Below are 16,902 nucleotides of genomic sequence, written 5' to 3' on the forward strand. Positions count from 1 at the left end.
TCCCCCGCGTGCCGCCCCCACCTCGGTCCCCAACCACCCGCCGCTCCCGACCGCTCCCCCGGCGGCGCCGCCCCTGACGCGGCGCCGAACAGCGCCCCGTACCGCCGTACACCCGCCACCTCGAACCGTGTCCGGCATACCGAACACGCCGCGCACACCACCGCACCCCTGACACACCGCCCTCGCGCCGACCGAACCGAAGGACTCGTCCGTGACCGACGTATCAGCCCCCGCCCCCCGCCGTCCCGGCGAGCAGGCGCTCGCCACGCTCGGCCTCGCCGCACCCGAGGACCACCCCGCGGACACCTCCGCCCATGCCTTCCCCGACGGGGGCCTCTGGCGTACCGAGATCCCCTCCGTCGAGGGGCCCGAGAACCTCGCAGTGGTCCTCCAGGAATCCGCCCGCCTCGATCTGCCGGTGCACCGAGTCAGTCAGGGCAGCGGTGTCTGGATGCTCTCCGACGCCGAGATCACCGAGATGGCCGATGCCTGCGCGGCCCGCTCCATCGAGCTGTGCCTGTTCACCGGGCCGCGCGGCACCTGGGACACCGGCGGCTCCACCCGTACCGACTCCGGCGGCGCCGGGCTGCGCGCCAGGGGCCATGGCGCGATGGCGGGCTGTGTCGAGGACGCCCTGCGCGCCACCGAACTGGGCGTACGGTGCCTGCTCGTCGCCGACGAGGGCGTGCTCTGGACCCTGCACCGGCTGCGGGCCCGGGGCATCCTGCCCGCCGACACCACCCTCAAGGTCTCCGCGCTCGTCGGCCCGGTCAATCCGGCCTCGTACGCGGTGTTCGAACGGCTGGGGGCCGACTCGATCAATGTGCCCTCGGATCTGACGCTCGCCCATCTCACCGAGATCCGCCGGATCAGCCGCGCCCCGATGGATCTCTATATCGAGGCGCCCGACGACCTCGGCGGCTATGTCCGGATGTACGAGACGGCGGAGCTGATCAGACGCGGCGCTCCGCTCTATCTCAAGTTCGGGCTCTCCAAGTCGCCCGGCATCTATCCGTACGGCGCTCAGCTCCGTGAAACCGCTCTCACCGCCGCCCGCGAGCGGGTACGCCGCGGCCGGCTCGTGCTCGATCTGCTCGGGCGCCATGGCGCCGACGGCGGGATGTCGCCGCTCGGTTCCCGGCTGCCGGGCCCGCTCAGCCGTTTTCCCCTCACTCATGACAAGGACTGATGCCCCCATGCGTATCCGCCGTGCCCGCCGGGCCGCACTCGCCGTCACCACCGTGTCCCTGGTTCTCTCCCTCGCCGCCTGCGGTCAGAACAGCGAGGGCGGCAGCAAGGACGAGTCGAAGGGCGGCGAGGGCTCCACCGTCGGTATCGCGATGCCGACCAAGTCGTCGGAGCGCTGGATCGCCGACGGCTCCAACATGGTCGCCCAGTTCGAGAAGCTCGGTTACCGGACGGACCTCCAGTACGGCGAGGACGATGTCGCCCAGCAGGTCTCCCAGATCGAGAACATGATCACGAAGGGCGTGGATGTCCTGGTGATCGCGGCGATCGACGGCCGCGCTCTCACCGATGTGCTCCAGCAGGCCGCCGACCAGGACATCAAGGTGATCTCCTACGACCGGCTGATCCTGGGCACCGAGAACGTCGACTACTACGCGTCCTTCGACAACGAGCGGGTCGGTGTCCTCCAGGCCGGCTATCTCATCGACAAGCTGGGCCTCAAGAGCGGTGGCAAGAAAGGCCCGTTCAGTATCGAGCTGTTCGCGGGCTCCCCCGACGACAACAACACCCGGTACTTCTTCGACGGTGCCTGGAAGACCCTCAAGCCGTACATCGACTCCAAGCAGCTCGTGGTCAGGAGCGGCCAGACCAGGCTGGACCAGATCACCACCCTGCGCTGGGACGGCGGCACCGCGCAGAAGCGGATGGACGACCTGCTGACCAAGGCGTACGGCTCGCGCAAGGTCGACGCGGTGCTCTCGCCGTACGACGGGATCTCCATCGGCATCCTCTCGGCACTGAAGTCCGACGGGTACGGGACGCCGGCCAAGCCGTATCCGCTGGTCACCGGGCAGGACGCGGAGGTCGCCTCGGTGAAGTCCATCATCGCGGGGCAGCAGACGCAGACGGTCTACAAGGACACCCGTGCCCTGGCAAGGCAGGCCGTGCAGATGGCGGACGCCGTCCTGAACGACAAGAAGCCCGAGGTCAACGACTCCAAGACCTATGACAACGAAGTCAAGGTCGTGCCGGCCTATCTGCTGGACCCGGTGAGCGTCGACCGGTCCAACTACCGGTCGGTCCTGGTGGACTCGGGCTACATCAAGGCGAGTGACCTGACATGACCGCCCCCGTCCTGGAGATGCGCTCCATCGTGAAGACCTTCCCCGGGGTGAGAGCGCTCTCAGGCGTCAGCCTCTCGGTCGCGCCCGGGGAGGTGCACGCCGTCTGCGGGGAGAACGGTGCCGGCAAGTCCACCCTGATGAAGGTGCTCAGCGGGGTTCATCCGCACGGGAGTTACCAGGGCGAGATCCTCTTCGAGGGCGCCCCCTGTGCTTTCAAGGACATCAGGGCGAGCGAGGCCCAGGGCATTGTGATCATCCATCAGGAACTGGCCCTGGTGCCGTACTTGTCGATCGCCGAGAACATCTTCCTCGGCAACGAGCATGCCACCAGAGGCATCATCAGTTGGAACGAGACGCTGAAGCACGCGGCGGCCCTGCTCGAACGGGTCGGGCTGCGCGAGCGGCCGCAGACCCGGGTCGCCGACATCGGGGTCGGCAAACAGCAGCTCGTGGAGATCGCCAAGGCCCTCGCCAAGCGGGTGAAGCTGCTGATCCTGGACGAGCCGACCGCCGCCCTCAACGACGGCGACAGCGCCCAGCTCCTGCGGCTCATCCTGGAGTTGAAGGCCCAGGGAATCACCTCGATCATCATCTCCCACAAGCTCAACGAGATCGCCGAGGTGGCCGACTCCGTCACGATCCTGCGGGACGGCCGGACCATCGAGACCCTCGACGTACGGGCCGGCTCCACCACCGAGGACCGGATCATCCGGGGCATGGTGGGCCGCGATCTGGACCACCGTTTCCCCGAACGCACCGCATACGAAGGCGATCCGGGCGCCGAGCCCGCGCTCGAAGTCCGCGACTGGACCGTGCATCACCCGATCGACCAGCAGCGCAAGGTCGTCGACGGGGTCTCGCTGAAGGTCCGCAGGGGCGAGATCGTGGGGATCGCCGGGCTGATGGGCGCGGGCCGCACCGAGCTGGCGATGAGCCTCTTCGGGCGCTCGTACGGCAGGGGCATCAGCGGCACGGTGTTCAAGGACGGCCGGGAGATCCGGACCCGGACCGTACCGGAGGCCGTCGCGCACGGCATCGCGTACGTCACCGAGGACCGCAAGCAGTACGGGCTCAATCTCATCGACACCATCGGCAGGAACATCACGATGAGCGCGCTCTCAAAGGTGGCCAGACGGGGCGTGGTGGACGAGCACGAGGAGACCCGGGTCGCCGAGTCGTACCGCACAAGCATGAACATCAAGGCGCCGACCGTCTTCGAGCAGGTGGGCAGGCTCTCGGGCGGCAATCAGCAGAAGGTCGTCCTGAGCAAGTGGATCTTCGCGGGCCCCGATGTGCTGATCCTCGACGAGCCGACCCGTGGGATCGACGTCGGCGCGAAGTACGAGATCTACACCGTCATCGACCGGCTCGCCGCCCAGGGCAAGGCCGTTGTCCTCATCTCCTCCGAACTGCCCGAGCTGCTCGGCATGTGCGACCGCGTCTACACGATGGCGGCCGGCCGGCTCACCGGGGAGGTCCCCCGGGCGGAGGCCACCCAGGAAGTCCTGATGCGCCATATGACCAGGAACACGAGGTAAGCCGACATGGGTCCGGTCACCACTGACACACCGCAGGACGGCGTCCCGAAGAAGGGCGCGCCCGGCGCGGCCCCGCCGCCGTCCCCGTCCGGGCGCCCCACCGCCGGTGCCCTGCTGCTGGAGGCGGCGCGCCGCAACATGCGGCAGTACGGCATGCTCATCGCGCTCGGCCTGATCATCGTGCTCTTCCAGATCTGGACCGACGGTGTGCTGCTCAAGCCGAACAACGTCACCAATCTGGTGCTCCAGAACAGCTATATCCTCGTCCTCGCCATCGGCATGATGATCGTCATCGTCGCGGGCCACATCGATCTGTCCGTCGGCTCGCTGGCCGCGTTCGTCTCCGCCGCCTGCGCGGTGATGATGGTCCGGCACGACATGCCGTGGGTGCCCGCGTTGGTGCTCGGGCTGCTCATCGGCGCGCTGGCCGGGGCCTGGCAGGGGTTCTGGATCGCGTATGTCGGCATTCCGTCGTTCATCGTGACCCTCGCCGGGATGCTGCTCTTCCGGGGCGGTACGCAGATCTTCCTCGGATCGCGTTCTCTCGGCCCGTTCCCCGAGGGCTTCCAGAAGATCGCGACCGGCTATCTCCCCGAGGTCGGCCCGGTCACCAACTACCACAATCTGACCCTGCTGCTGGGGCTGGCGCTGCTGGCCGTGGCGGTGTTCCAGGAGGTCAGGGACCGGCGCCGGCAGCAGGCGTACGAGCTGGACGTCCTGCCGCGCGGTCTGTTCCTGCTCAAGTGCGCGGGGCTGGCGGCGGCCGTGCTCGCCTTCACCCTGACCCTGGCCAGCTACCGGGGTGTCCCGGTGGTCCTGCTGCTGCTCGCGGCGCTGCTCATCGGCTTCGGTTATGTGATGCGCAACGCGGTCGTCGGGCGTCATGTGTACGCGCTGGGCGGCAACCGCGCGGCGGCGAAGCTGTCCGGGGTCAAGGACCGCCGGGTGACCTTCCTGGTCTTCGTGAACATGGGGGTGCTGGCGGCGCTGGCCGGGATCGTCTACGCGGCCCGGCTCAACGCGGGCGTACCGCAGGCGGGCATCAACTTCGAACTGGAGGCCATCGCCGCCTCGTTCATCGGCGGGGCGTCGATGAGCGGCGGTGTGGGCACGGTGTTCGGCGCGATCATCGGCGGGCTGGTGCTGGGAGTGCTGAACAACGGGATGTCGCTGGTCGGCATCGGCCCGGACTACCAGCAGGTGATCAAGGGGCTGGTGCTGCTGGCGGCGGTGGGCTTCGACGTCTGGAACAAGCGCAGGGTGGGTGCCTGAGAGCGCTCCCAGGCGCCCCGGGAGCCACCGAACGTACCCGGGGCGCCCGCACCGTACCCGGTGGCACCCCGGGGCCACCGGTCGTACGCCAGGCGCCCGCTCCGTACCCGACACCCGAGAGCCCGTACGTATAGCTCATACGGCTACGAATACGCGCGGCGCCGCAGCGCACCTGAAAAGTGCTGCGGCGCCGCGCCCCCGTATTCCACTTACGGCTTGCGTGCCACGCCCGCGTATCCCGGGATGGGCTCGTCGCCGGGAACCGGCACGACCTCTCCCAGTTCCGGACGCCAGTCGGCGGCCAGTGAGACCCCCGGCTCGATCAGTTCCAGACCCTCGAAGAACGCGGCGAACTCCTCCCGCGACCGCAGGGCCAGGGTGAGCGCGCGCTGCTGGTACAGCTCACGCGCCTGGTCCGCGCTCCTCCGGTCGAAGTCTCCCGTGGCATGGGAGAGGACGAGAAAACTGCCGGACGGCAGCGGTTCGAGCAGCCGGTGCACCAGGTCGTGCGCGCCGTCCTCGTCCGAGATGAAGTGCAGCAGCGCGATCAGGGAGAGCGCCACCGGACGGTCCAGATCGAGGATCTTCCCCGCCGCCTCGATGATGGCCTCCGGATCGCGCGCATCGGCCTGGACGTACTCGGTGACACCGCCCGGGGTGCTGCGGAGCAGCGCCTCGGCGTGCCGGAGGACGATCGGGTCGTTGTCGGTGTAGACGATCCGGGAGTCCGGGGCGACCTCCTGGGCGATCTGGTGCAGATTGGGTTCGGTGGGGATGCCCGTCCCGATGTCCAGGAACTGGCGTACCCCGGCGGTGGTACCGAGCCAGCGTGTGGCGCGGTGCATGAACGCCCGGTTGACCCGGGCCATGTCGGGCCCCCGGGCGTCCAGCGCGAGCAACTGCTTCGCCATCTCCTCGTCCACCGGATAGTTGTCCTTGCCGCCGAGGAACCAGTCGTACACCCGGGCCGGGTGCGGCTTGCTGGTGTCGATCGGGTCGTTCCCGGTCATGTGCGCTCCATGAGTCTCAAGGTCGGTGAGCAGGATCTGCGGAACACAGGGTCTGCGGTAGAACGGGTCGGACGGCAAGGACGGTGGAACGGGTGGGACGGTTCGGCGGACGGCCGGGCGGTCAGGTCAGCAGGAAGTCTGCCTGGCCCGCCTTCGCGCCCTGGATGAACGCCGCGATCTCGCTGGTCGTATAGATCAGTGCGGGGCCGTCAGGGTCTGCGGACTGGCGCACGGCGACTCTTCCGTCGGCCAGCTTCATGGTCTCGACACAGTTGCCGCCATTGCCACCGCTCCACGGCTTGCGCCAGCCTTCGGCTCCGAGCTCGGTGGCGGGCATGCCGTTGTATATGGGATCCATTCACAGCTCCTTGCGGAGATCCCTGAGGATCTCCTTCGTGCGTTGTGCAGTTGCGGCCTGGGCCGCCATCCGGTCCATGACCTCCAGGTGGGTGGCCACTTCCGGACGTGCGTCGAGATAGACCGCGCCGGTCAGGTACTCGCTGTAGACCATGTCCGGCAGTTCCGGTTCGGCGAACCGGAAGATCACGAACGGCCCGTAGGTACCGGGATGGTGTCCGCTCGAGAATTCCGCGATCTGCAGGGTGATATTGGCCTGGGCCGAGGCTTCGAGCAGCCGGTCGATCTGCTCCCGCATCACGGCGGGGCTGTCACCGACCGGGCGGCGCACCACGGTCTCGTCCATGATCACCCAGAATCTGGGCGCGTCCGGGCGGGTGAGGAGCGACTGGCGCTGCATACGGAGTGCCACATGCCGTTCGATCCCCTCGGGCTGCGCCTGTCCCACGGCGCCGGCCCGCATCACCGACCTCGCGTACTGCTCGGTCTGCAGCAGCCCGGGTACGAAGTGCGGTTCGTACGCGCGCAGCAGGGCGGCGGAGCCCTCCAGGCTGACGTACATGCTGAACCAGTCCGGCAGGATGTCGTGGTACCGCTGCCACCAGCCGGGTTTGTTGGCCTCCTCGGTGAGCTCGACGAAGGCCTCGGCCTCGTCCTCAGGGATCCCGTACGCGCGCAGCAGGAGCTGTACGTACGGAATCTTGAGGGCGACCTCGGCGGTCTCCATCCTCCGTATCGTCGCGGGGGCCACCCGGAGCAGCTTGGCGGCCTCCTCGCGCTTCAGTCCGGAGCGCTCACGTAGATCCTGCAGACGTCTGCCGAGTACGACCTGACCCACGGTCGGGGCGGACCGCGGTTCACTCACTTTGGGTCCTCCCCACGCACGGTTACCAGCAGTCTGCCACGTCTTTCGGACGAAGAACACGGCACTCTGAAATATTCAGAGTGCCTCTTGCCAAGTGTCTCCGACGGGTGGAGAGTGGGTGGGTGAACCAGTTCACGCGGTTGTCGGGCTCTGCCATGGGAGAGTTTTGCGCTCGGCCACTGCTCCCCCACCGTTAGGAATCGGTCGTGGCACCTGGTAACGCGCTCACCCCCCCGCTCATAGCAGTGTGCCCATCTGGCAACGTTGTCCGCCGTTACGGGTTCCAGCTTCCCGCTCACGCTGAGTCAGTGGCCCGTGCGCGGCAGCTCACCCGCGACCGGCTCGCCCAGTGGGACACGGACGAGGAGACCCGCGACACCGCGGTGCTCATCGTGTCCGAGCTGGTCACCAACGCGATCGTGCACGCGGCCGGAGACCGTGTCTTCTGTGAGATACGGGAGGGCGAGGGCCGGCTGCGCATAGCCGTGGAGGACCAGGGCTACGGCCCCACGGGCCCCCAGCTCCACGACGCCGCCCAGGACGAGACCGAGGGCGAGGGAGGCCGGGGACTGTTTCTCGTCGACTCGATGTGCAGTGGCTGGGGAGCCCATGACACATCGGGATACGGCCCCGGGCGCGTGGTCTGGGCCGAACTGCCACACGGACATGGAACGGAGCAACCGTGCTGAGGACCGCACTGGACCGCCTCGCACGTGGCCTGCGCGACGGCCGGGACATGGCCCCCCGCCGCGTCGGGCTGCCGCTGCCCCCCACACTGCCCGCCTCGCTCGGCTGTGACGCGGTGGGCGTCCCGGCGGAGCACGGCTTCCGGCTGATGGCCCGGCTGCCCAAGAAGGGCTGTGTCTTCGCCGACGCGGACTGGTGGTGGTGGATCGTCCCGGCAGGCTCCGATCTCGATCTGAGCTGGCCGTCGCCGGCCCGCTACATTTCGGGCACGGTCGTCCCGGCGGCGCATCCCCGGCTGATCCACTGGCCGGAGGAACCCACTCCGTACACCCCGCCGATCCCCTTCTATCTCATGGTCTGTCAGCTCACCGGGACGGCTCCGGCGTGGACGCCCCGTACGGCACCCGGCACGGTGACGGCGCGGCGCTGAGCGACAAAACGGCGGCATCCGGGGAGGCCGGCCGGCCGCTCCGGCGGGCCGCCCCTGTCCGCGGCCCGGGGCCCATCGCATAGGCTCGGCCGCGACATGAACACCAACCACACATCCCTCGGGCCCAAGGCCGACAAAGAGACGGTGCGCAGGCACAATCTGAGCCTTGTGCTGCGGGCGGTACGGGACGAGGGAGAGGCCACCCGGGCCGGGGTGGCGGCGCGGGTCGGGCTGACCCGGGCGGCGGTGTCGTCGCTGGTGGAGCAGTTGCTCGAGAGCGGTTTCCTCTCCGAGTCCGGCAAGACGTTCAGCGGGCACGCCGGGCGCCCCGGCACCGTACTGAAGGTGACGCGCTCGGGACCTGCGGGCATCGGCGTCGAGATCAACATCGACTATGTGTCGGTGTGCGTGGTCGATCTGTCGGGCACCGACCGGGTCCGGCTCACCGAACACATCGACAACCGCGGCGCCCGCCCCGCCGAAGTACTGGCCCGTGGTGCCCGGATCGCCGCCAGGACCCTGGAGTCCGCCGCGGAGCAGGAGTTGGTGCCCGTGGGGGTGCAACTCGCCCTGCCGGGGCTGGTGTCGGGCGGTACGGTCCGCCAGGCGCCGAACCTCGGCTGGAACCGGGTCCCGGCCGAGGAGCTGTTCGCGCGGGCGCTGGCCGAACTGCGGCCCGATGTGCCCGCGCTGCCGGTGAGTTCGGAGAACGAGGCCAACTTGGCGGCGCTGGCCGAGCTGTGGTTCGGCGGGCTCGGACCGCTCCGTACGTTCCTCTATCTGACGGGCGAGATCGGGGTGGGCGGCGCACTGGTGCTGGACGGTGAACTGCTGCGCGGGGCGCACGGGTTCGCCGGCGAGATCGGGCATGTGGTGGTCGACGCGAAAGGTCCGCTCTGCCGCTGCGGCTCCCGGGGCTGTCTGGAGCAGTACGCGGGCCAGTCCGCGCTGCTGCGGGCGGCCGGCATCGACGAGAACTCGGGTGTGCCGGGCGTCGCCGAGCTGGAGCGCCGGGCGCGCGCCGGTGACACACGGGCGGTGGCGGCAGTCGAGCAGGCCGGACTGATGCTGGGCCGGGTGGTGTCGGGCTCGGTGAACCTCTTCGACCCGGAGGCGGTCGTGCTCGGCGGGATCTACCGGGATCTGATGCCCTGGCTGTCCCCTTCGGCGGACCGGGAGCTGACCGCCCGGGTGGTGTCGGGGCTGTGGCCGCGTGACAGCGGGCGGCTACGCGCGTCATCCTCGGCGGGAGACGCGGCGCGCGGAGCGGCGGCACTGGTCGTACGGGCGGTGCTGGCCGATCCGGTGGCGTACGTACAGCGCGCCGTCGACTGACCGTACGCACAGCGGCGCCACGGACCGACACCCGTGACTCGTATGTAGAGCACTCGTATATAGAGCACTCGTGCGTACAGCACTCGCTCGGAGAGCGCTTCCAAGTGCCGCGGCACTTGCGCGTACCGCGGCACCTGCTGCATAGCGTGACGCGGGCCGGGCCGTGTGTGCGTCACGGCCCGGCCCGCGCCGGGGTGTGCTGAATCCGCAGGGGGATGCGGTCAGCGGACGCCCAGGAGGTGGTCCATGGCGAGCTGGTCGAGCTGCTCGAACGCCATACCGCGCGCGGCGGCCGCCTCCGCGTCGAACTCCTCGTAGGCGGTACGGTCGGCGAGCAGCGCGGCCAGTCCGTCGGCCGCGGTGGGCTGGGCCAGTTCGTCCAGGCGCGAGGCGCGCAGCGCCTCCTGGACCGCCGGGTCCGCGCGGAACGCGGCGGCGCGCTCCTTGAGGATCAGATAGTTGCGCATGCAGCCCGCGGCGGAGGCCCACACCCCGTTGAAGTCCTCGGTGCGCGGGGGCTTGAAGTCGAAGTGCCGCGAGCCGTCCCAGCCCGCGCTCTCCAGCAGGTCCACCAGCCAGAACGCGGCGCGCAGATCACCGGCGCCGAAACGCAGGTCCTGGTCGTACTTGATGCCGTTCTGACCGTTGAGGTCGATGTGGAAGAGCTTGCCCGACCAGAGGGCCTGGGCGATGGAGTGCGGGAAGTTCAGCCCGGCCATCTGCTCATGGCCGACCTCCGGGTTCACGCCGTACAGTTCGGGGCGCTCCAGGCGCTCGATGAACGCCAGGGCGTGGCCGACGGTGGGCAGCAGGATGTCGCCGCGCGGCTCGTTCGGCTTGGGCTCGATGGCGAACCTGAGGTCGTATCCCTGCTCGGTGACATACGCGCCGAACAGGTCGAAGGCCTCCTTCATCCGCTCCAGCGCCTGCCGCACGTCCTTGGCCGCGCCGGACTCCGCGCCTTCCCGGCCGCCCCAGGCGACAAAGGTCTTGGCACCCAGCTCGGCCGCGAGGTCGATGTTGCGGAGGGTCTTGCGCAGCGCGAAGCGGCGGACGTCCCGGTCGTTCGCGGTGAACGCGCCGTCCTTGAAGACGGGGTGGGTGAAGAGATTGGTGGTGACCATGGGCACCACCAGACCGGTCGAGTCCAGCGCCTGGCGGAAGCGCTTGACATGCGTCTCGCGCTCCGAGTCCGAGGAGCCGAAAGGGATCAGGTCGTCATCGTGGAAGGTCACACCGTACGCGCCGAGTTCGGCGAGGCGCTGTACGGATTCGACGGGGTCCAGGGCCCGGCGGGTCGCGTCCCCGAACGGATCCCTGCCCTGCCAGCCCACGGTCCACAGACCGAAGCTGAACTTGTCCGCGGGGGTGGGTGTGAAGCGTTCCGTCATTCTCTGGCCGCCTTCGGTACCTCAGGTCCGGCACGTGCCGACCTTTTTGTTTCCTGACATGACTAATAATGCACTCCGGTGCGGGTACGCAAAACCCCCGGGGTGCGGTGATCAGTGTGCACCGGGCGCCGAGCCGCCGGGCGGGCGGCACCCGGTGCACACGGACGAGTACGTTCGGGCACCGGCGAGGATCCGCCACCCCCGTTCCGGTGCGCGGCGCCATCGCGTAATTTGTTTTTCCGACGTCAAATCTCCGACGTCACAGGCGTGCTCCAGGCAGGCACCGAGTCAGGAAGAGGTACGTCCATGTCGCAGAGCCCGGTGGTCGGCCCGGTGGTCGTCGGCGTGGACAGTTCCACCCAGTCCACCAAGGCGGCCTTCACCGACGCCGCCACAGGCCGGCTGCTCGCGGTGGGGCGCGCGCCGCACCGGGTTACCGGTGAGGGCGGAGCGCGCGAGACGGACCCGGAGGTGTGGTGGAACGCGCTGCGGGAGGCGGTCGCCGCCGGGCTCAAGGAGTCCGGGGTGGACGCCTCCGCCGTGGCCGGTATCGCCGTCGCCGGACAGCAGCACGGACTCGTGGTGCTGGACCGTACGGGCCGGCCGCTGCGGCCCGCGCTGCTGTGGAACGACACCCGCTCGGCGCCGCAGGCCGCCGCGCTCACCGAGGCGCTGGGCGGCCCCGGGGCCTGGACGGCGCGGACCGGTTCGGTACCGGTCGCGTCGATGACGGCCTCCAAGTGGCAGTGGCTGCGGGAGAACGACCCGGCGATCGCCGGCGCCGCGGCGGCCGTCCGGCTGCCGCACGACTTCCTCACCGAGCGGCTGTCGGGCACGGCGGCCACCGATCCCGGCGACGCCTCCGGCACCTGCTGGTATGCCACGGCGACGGGCACTTACGACCCCGAGCTGCTGGATCTCCTCGGGCTCGACCCGGCGCTGCTGCCCGCCGTCGCCACGACCGGCGCCGAGCGTGTGGGCTCGCTGACCGCGGGGTCCGCCGCGGAGCTGGGCCTGCCCGCGGGCATCGCCGTCGCGGCGGGCACCGGCGACAACATGAGCGCGGCGGTCGGCCTGGGCTTCGGCGGCGCGGGCCTGCTGGACCATCCGGTGCTGAGCCTCGGCACTTCCGGCACGGTGTTCGCGGCCACCCGTACCCGCCCCGCATCCCCCGCGCTCGCGGGGTTCGCCGCGGCGGACGGTACGTATCTGCCGCTGGCCTGCACCCTCAACTGCACGCTGGCCGTGGACAAGGTGGCGGCACTGCTCCGGCTGGACCGGGAGGACGCGGTGCCGGGCGGCGAGGCCGTACTGCTGCCGTATCTGGACGGCGAGCGCACCCCCGACCTGCCGGCCGCGTCGGGCCTGCTGACCGGGCTGCGCCATGACACCACCCCGCAGCAGCTCCTCGGCGCGGCCTACGAGGGCGCGGCCGTCACGGTGCTGCGCGCCCTGGACGAGGTCCTCCGCGCCTGCGGTCTGGACCCCGCGGCCCCCGAGGTCGCGTCCCGCCCCCTCCGGCTGATCGGCGGTGGCGCCCAGGGCCGCATGTGGGTCGAAACGGTCCGCCGCCTCTCCGGCCGCCGTCTGATCGTCCCGCCCACCACCGAACTGGTGGCCCTGGGCGCGGCGGCCCTGGCGGCGAGCGCGGCGACGGACGAGGACCCGGTGGCGATCGCGACCACCTGGCACACGGGCGAGGGCACCGAACTCGCGGCGGTGGAGCGGGACATGGAGACCTGGGAGCGGGTCGGCTCGGTCCTGGACAGGGCGGCTCCGAGCCTGTTGTCGTAACAGCCCGAGCCTGCTGTCGTAACAGCCGGGGACGGTACGGAGCGGTCGGCCGGCGCGGACGGCGCCGGCCGGATCGCGGTGCGCGTACGGTGGCCGGCGGGCGGGGACTCCGAAGGCCGGCGTGACGACGGGCGACCCGACGCCCGTACCGCGGCGAAGACTTCGCGGGTCGTCGGTGGGCCCGGCGTCGGGGCCGTGGCGCCCGTCAGCCGCCTGTCAGTCCGTGGTCAGGCCCGATGCCGCCTGGGCCAGGGTGGTGAGCACCGGGTGGATCAAGGGGTGTTCCTCGGCTCCCCGGCGTACCGCGGCGAAGACCCTGCGGGTGGCGGCCGGGCCGGAGACCGGGCGGACCACCGTGCCCTTCAGTTCCATGCCACGCAGGGCCGAGCGGGGGACCAGCGCCACACCGGCGCCCGCGCCCGCGAGGGCGGCGACCGCGCGGAAGTCGTCCGAGGAGTGGGCGAGCCGGGGTTCGAAGCCCGCCAGTTCGCAGGCGAGCTGTATGACGTCATGGCAGGGGTTGCCGGGGTAGGGGCCGATCCAGTCGCTGTCGGCGAGCGCGGCGAGCGAGACCTCCGGGCCCAGGGCGAGGGGATGCGCCGCGGGCAGGACCGCGTCGAACGGCTCCGCGTACAGCGGCACCCGGGAAAGCCGCCGGTCGTCCTCGCGCGGAGCGCCCCGGTACTCGACCGCGACCGCCAGATCCGCCTGCCCGTCGAGCACCATGGGCAGGCTCTCGTCGCCCTCGGCGTCCCGGACCCGGACGCGGATGTCGGGGTGGGGCCCCGCCAGGAGCTGGAGGGCCGGGGCCAGCACCTCCGCGATGCCGGTGGCGAACGCCGCGACCGTCACCTCGCCGGCCGAGCCTCCCGCGTACGCAGCCAGCTCCGCCTCGGCCCGTTCGAGCTGGGCGAGCACCGCGTGCGCGTGGCCGAGCAGTATCTCGCCGGCCGCCGTCAGCCGTACGCCCCTGCCGCTGCGGGTCAGCAGGGAGTGGCCGGTCTCCTGCTCCAGTACGGCGAGCTGCTGGGAGACGGCCGAGGGCGTCAGATACAGGGCCGCGGCCGCGGCGGTCACCGTGCGGTGGTCCGCCACAGCGCGCAGTATCCGAAGCCGTCGTACATCGATCACCCGGCCATCCTGCCAGGTGAGAGCGGTTTCGGGCACCTGCGGGCGGGCAACAGCGGCCCTTGTCGGATCTCTCCTTCGGCCCCCTGCCCGCCCCCGGCCCGATCTCCCCGTCAGACCTCCTGGCGCATCGCCTCGCGCGCGTCGACGAACGCCGCCACCGCCCGCTCCACATCCTCCGTGGAGTGCGCCGCGGAGAGCTGGACCCTGATCCTGGCCCGGTCCATCGGAACCACCGGATACGAGAAGCCGATCACATAGACACCGCGCTCCAGCAGGAGCTCCGCCATCCGGCCCGCCTCCGCCGCGTCGCCGATCATGACCGGGGCGATGGGGTGGTCGCCCGGCAGGATCTCGAAGCCCGCCTCGGTCATCCTCGTACGGAACAGCGCGGTGTTGGCGTTCAGCCGGTCCCGCAGCCCTCCCGCGCTCTCCAGCAGGTCCAGGACCTTCACCGACGCGGCGGCGATCACCGGGGCGAGGGAGTTGGAGAAGAGGTACGGGCGGGAGCGCTGGCGCAGCAGGGCGACGATCTCGGCGCGGGCCGCGACATAACCGCCGGACGCGCCGCCGAGCGCCTTGCCCAGCGTGCCCGTGATGATGTCGACACGGTCCATCACCCCGTGCAGTTCGGGGGTGCCGCGCCCGCCCGGGCCGACGAAGCCGACGGCGTGCGAGTCGTCGACCATGACCATCGCGTCGTACCGGTCGGCCAGATCGCAGATCTCGGCGAGCGGCGCGACATAGCCGTCCATGGAGAACACGCCGTCGGTCACGATCAGCCGGCGGCGCGCGTCCTGCGACTCCTTGAGCCTGGCCTCCAGCTCGGCGAGGTCGCGGTTGGCGTACCGCAGGCGGCGGGCCTTGGAGAGGCGGATGCCGTCGATGATGCTGGCGTGGTTGAGGGCGTCGGAGATGACCGCGTCCTCCGCGCCGAGCAGGGTCTCGAAGACTCCGCCGTTGGCGTCGAAGCAGGAGGAGTAGAGGATCGTGTCCTCCTGGCCGAGGAACGCGGAGAGGCGCTGCTCCAGCTCCTTGTGGATCTCCTGCGTACCGCAGATGAAGCGTACGGAGGCCATTCCGTACCCCCAGCGGTCGAGCGCGTCCTTGGCGGCGGCGACGACGTCGGGGTGGTCGGCGAGACCGAGATAGTTGTTGGCGCAGAAGTTGAGTACCTCACCGGCGGCGCCGCCCTCGGTGACGGCGACCGCCGCGCTCTGCGGGGTGGAGATGACACGCTCGGGCTTGAAGAGACCGGCGTCGCGGATCTCGTCGAGGGTGGCGGACAGATCGTCCCGTACGGACGCGAACATCAACTTGCTCCCTTTGTCTTGAGGCTCGGTTCGCCTCCGGGGCGCTGCATGTCGATGCCGACGGTCGACCGTGCTCGGTCCGCTCGTACCTCACGGACCTGCGCGCGCTCTCCCTCTCGGCACCGACCGCGCCCCTTCGGCTCACTCGCCGAGGTGGCCCGGGGTTGTCGTGGTCGGAGTTCTTGGTCGGCCGGGGTGGTTCGGTTTACGCGGTCCAGTCGAGGATGATCTTGCCGCTGCGCGCGGAGGAGGCCTCCTCGAACGCGGCGTCGAAGTCCCGGTACCCGTAGCTGCCCGTGATGACGGGGGTGAGATCGAGCCCGCCTTCGAGCAGGACCGTCATCGCGTACCAGGTCTCGAACATCTCCCGGCCGTAGATCCCCTTGATCGTGATCATGGACGTGACGATCTTCGACCAGTCGACGGCGAACTCCTCGGCGGGTAGCCCGAGCATCGCGATCCTGCCCCCGTGCGTCATGTTGTCGACCATGTCGCGCAGCGCCTCGGGGCGGCCTGACATCTCCAGACCGATGTCGAAGCCCTCCTTGAGGCCGAGCCGCCGCTGTGCCTCCGCGATACCGATACCGGCGGCCGAGACATCGAGGGCGAGGGTGGCGCCGGCCTTGCGGGCGAGGGCGAGACGGTGCGGGCTGACATCGGTGATCACCACATTGCGCGCTCCGGCGTGCCGGGCGACGGCCGCCGCCATGATGCCGATGGGGCCCGCGCCGGTGATCAGTACGTCCTCGCCAACCAGCGGGAAGGAGAGCGCGGTGTGCACGGCGTTGCCGAAGGGGTCGAAGATCGCGGCGACATCGAGGTCCACCGGGGCGCGGTGCACCCAGACGTTCTCGGCGGGCAGGGCGACATACTCGGCGAACGCGCCGTCGCGGCCGACACCGAGTCCGACGGTGCTGCGGCAGAGATGGCGGCGGCCTGCGAGACAGTTGCGGCACCTGCCGCAGACGAGATGGCCCTCGCCGCTGACGAGATCGCCGACGGCGACGTCCCGTACGTCGGCGCCCACGGCGGCGACCTCGCCGACGAACTCGTGCCCCAGGACCCTGGGGGTGGTCACGGCCTGTCTGGCCCAGCCGTCCCAGGCACGGATATGCAGGTCGGTGCCGCAGATACCGGTACGGAGCACCTCGATCAGCACATCACCGGGCCCGGTCTCCGGCTCCGGTACGTCCGTGAGCCACAGGCCCGGCTCGGCATTCCGTTTCACAAGTGCCTTCATGGGCGTGGCTCCCGGCGTACTGGTGCTGATCGTGCTGGCGCGATGTCCGTGGTACGGACATGGATGTCGTCCGTGGTGCGGACATCGGTGATCATTGTTCGGTGTCCGGGCACCAATCTGCCGAGCACCGGCCGTCCAGTCCATCGAGGATTTCTTAACCGGCCCAACAGCGCAGCTTCACGCGCCCGCGCGACTGCGCCTGCGGCACCGGCGGGGGCGCCGGGCGGGGG

The 16,902-nt window shown here is 70.2% G+C and carries 15 protein-coding genes; 8 read left to right on the forward strand and 7 right to left on the reverse strand.

Annotated elements, in window-relative coordinates:
• The first annotated feature begins 211 nt into the window (after positions 1–211).
• Genes WH07_RS13260 through mmsB form a run of 4 tightly spaced genes read left to right on the forward strand, consistent with a single transcriptional unit; the run spans position 212 to position 5,122 of the window.
• Positions 212–1,189 carry a hypothetical protein gene (locus WH07_RS13260; RefSeq protein WP_046499846.1) on the forward strand — a complete coding sequence of 326 codons (978 nt, stop codon included), beginning with the start codon at positions 212–214 and terminating at the stop codon, positions 1,187–1,189.
• A gap of 7 nt (positions 1,190–1,196) precedes the next feature.
• Positions 1,197–2,312, forward strand: a complete 1,116-nt coding sequence (chvE, locus tag WH07_RS13265) for a multiple monosaccharide ABC transporter substrate-binding protein (protein ID WP_046499847.1) — start codon at positions 1,197–1,199, stop codon at positions 2,310–2,312.
• Positions 2,309–3,850 (forward strand): multiple monosaccharide ABC transporter ATP-binding protein, encoded by a 1,542-nt coding sequence (gene mmsA / locus WH07_RS13270; protein ID WP_046499849.1) that lies wholly within the window; start codon positions 2,309–2,311, stop codon positions 3,848–3,850. The genes chvE and mmsA overlap by 4 nt, the downstream gene beginning before the upstream one ends.
• Positions 3,851–3,856: 6 nt before the next feature.
• Positions 3,857–5,122: a multiple monosaccharide ABC transporter permease gene (gene mmsB, locus WH07_RS13275; protein WP_079023195.1), complete on the forward strand. Its 1,266-nt coding sequence runs from the start codon at positions 3,857–3,859 to the stop codon at positions 5,120–5,122.
• Between the two features lie 209 nt (positions 5,123–5,331).
• Here the strand turns inward: mmsB and WH07_RS13280 are convergent, their stop codons facing one another.
• The 3 genes from WH07_RS13280 to WH07_RS13290 form a co-directional block, all read right to left on the reverse strand.
• Positions 5,332–6,132 (reverse strand): SAM-dependent methyltransferase, encoded by an 801-nt coding sequence (locus WH07_RS13280; RefSeq protein WP_046499851.1) that lies wholly within the window; start codon positions 6,130–6,132, stop codon positions 5,332–5,334.
• 121 nt (positions 6,133–6,253) lie between these two features.
• A complete protein-coding gene (locus WH07_RS13285; protein WP_046499853.1) occupies positions 6,254–6,490 on the reverse strand; it encodes a DUF397 domain-containing protein in 237 nt (78 codons plus the stop codon).
• Positions 6,491–7,354 (reverse strand): helix-turn-helix domain-containing protein, encoded by an 864-nt coding sequence (locus tag WH07_RS13290; protein ID WP_046499855.1) that lies wholly within the window; start codon positions 7,352–7,354, stop codon positions 6,491–6,493. It abuts the gene before it with no gap.
• 206 nt (positions 7,355–7,560) lie between these two features.
• On the opposite strand from WH07_RS13290, the gene WH07_RS13295 reads away from it, so the two are divergent.
• The 3 genes from WH07_RS13295 (at position 7,561) to WH07_RS13305 (ending at position 9,806) form a co-directional block, all read left to right on the forward strand.
• Positions 7,561–8,043 (forward strand): ATP-binding protein, encoded by a 483-nt coding sequence (locus WH07_RS13295; RefSeq protein ID WP_046499856.1) that lies wholly within the window; start codon positions 7,561–7,563, stop codon positions 8,041–8,043.
• On the forward strand, positions 8,037–8,471 hold the full coding sequence (locus WH07_RS13300; RefSeq protein ID WP_046499858.1) for a hypothetical protein: 435 nt from the start codon (positions 8,037–8,039) through the stop codon (positions 8,469–8,471). The genes WH07_RS13295 and WH07_RS13300 overlap by 7 nt, the downstream gene beginning before the upstream one ends.
• Positions 8,472–8,567: 96 nt before the next feature.
• Complete coding sequence (locus WH07_RS13305) at positions 8,568–9,806, forward strand: ROK family transcriptional regulator (protein WP_046499860.1); 1,239 nt, start codon at positions 8,568–8,570, stop codon at positions 9,804–9,806.
• Between the two features lie 221 nt (positions 9,807–10,027).
• Here the strand turns inward: WH07_RS13305 and xylA are convergent, their stop codons facing one another.
• Positions 10,028–11,197, reverse strand: a complete 1,170-nt coding sequence (gene xylA / locus WH07_RS13310) for a xylose isomerase (RefSeq protein WP_046499862.1) — start codon at positions 11,195–11,197, stop codon at positions 10,028–10,030.
• A 306-nt stretch (positions 11,198–11,503) separates the two neighbouring features.
• Here xylA and xylB point away from each other — a divergent pair, with 306 nt between their 5' ends.
• On the forward strand, positions 11,504–12,991 hold the full coding sequence (gene xylB, locus WH07_RS13315; protein WP_046499864.1) for a xylulokinase: 1,488 nt from the start codon (positions 11,504–11,506) through the stop codon (positions 12,989–12,991).
• A 216-nt stretch (positions 12,992–13,207) separates the two neighbouring features.
• On the opposite strand, the gene WH07_RS13320 is transcribed toward xylB, so the two are convergent.
• The 3 genes from WH07_RS13320 to tdh form a co-directional block, all read right to left on the reverse strand.
• Positions 13,208–14,122, reverse strand: a complete 915-nt coding sequence (locus WH07_RS13320) for a LysR family transcriptional regulator (RefSeq protein WP_046499872.1) — start codon at positions 14,120–14,122, stop codon at positions 13,208–13,210.
• Between the two features lie 110 nt (positions 14,123–14,232).
• Positions 14,233–15,432, reverse strand: a complete 1,200-nt coding sequence (locus WH07_RS13325; protein WP_046499866.1) for a glycine C-acetyltransferase — start codon at positions 15,430–15,432, stop codon at positions 14,233–14,235.
• 205 nt (positions 15,433–15,637) lie between these two features.
• A complete protein-coding gene (gene tdh, locus WH07_RS13330; protein ID WP_046499868.1) occupies positions 15,638–16,672 on the reverse strand; it encodes an L-threonine 3-dehydrogenase in 1,035 nt (344 codons plus the stop codon).
• Positions 16,673–16,902 lie beyond the last annotated feature (230 nt).

Origin of the sequence: Streptomyces odonnellii, from assembly GCF_000981895.1 — a bacterium.
Lineage (GTDB): Bacteria > Actinomycetota > Actinomycetes > Streptomycetales > Streptomycetaceae > Streptomyces > Streptomyces odonnellii.

Coding starts and splice junctions, on each gene's coding strand:
- chvE (WP_046499847.1), top strand. CDS start 1,197: ATGCGTATCCGCCGTGCCCGCCGGGCCGCACTCGCCGTCACCACCGTG.
- mmsA (WP_046499849.1), top strand. CDS start 2,309: ATGACCGCCCCCGTCCTGGAGATGCGCTCCATCGTGAAGACCTTCCCC.
- mmsB (WP_079023195.1), top strand. CDS start 3,857: ATGGGTCCGGTCACCACTGACACACCGCAGGACGGCGTCCCGAAGAAG.
- WH07_RS13280 (WP_046499851.1), bottom strand. CDS start 6,132: ATGACCGGGAACGACCCGATCGACACCAGCAAGCCGCACCCGGCCCGG.
- WH07_RS13285 (WP_046499853.1), bottom strand. CDS start 6,490: ATGGATCCCATATACAACGGCATGCCCGCCACCGAGCTCGGAGCCGAA.
- WH07_RS13305 (WP_046499860.1), top strand. CDS start 8,568: ATGAACACCAACCACACATCCCTCGGGCCCAAGGCCGACAAAGAGACG.
- xylA (WP_046499862.1), bottom strand. CDS start 11,197: ATGACGGAACGCTTCACACCCACCCCCGCGGACAAGTTCAGCTTCGGT.
- xylB (WP_046499864.1), top strand. CDS start 11,504: ATGTCGCAGAGCCCGGTGGTCGGCCCGGTGGTCGTCGGCGTGGACAGT.
- WH07_RS13325 (WP_046499866.1), bottom strand. CDS start 15,432: ATGTTCGCGTCCGTACGGGACGATCTGTCCGCCACCCTCGACGAGATC.
- tdh (WP_046499868.1), bottom strand. CDS start 16,672: ATGAAGGCACTTGTGAAACGGAATGCCGAGCCGGGCCTGTGGCTCACG.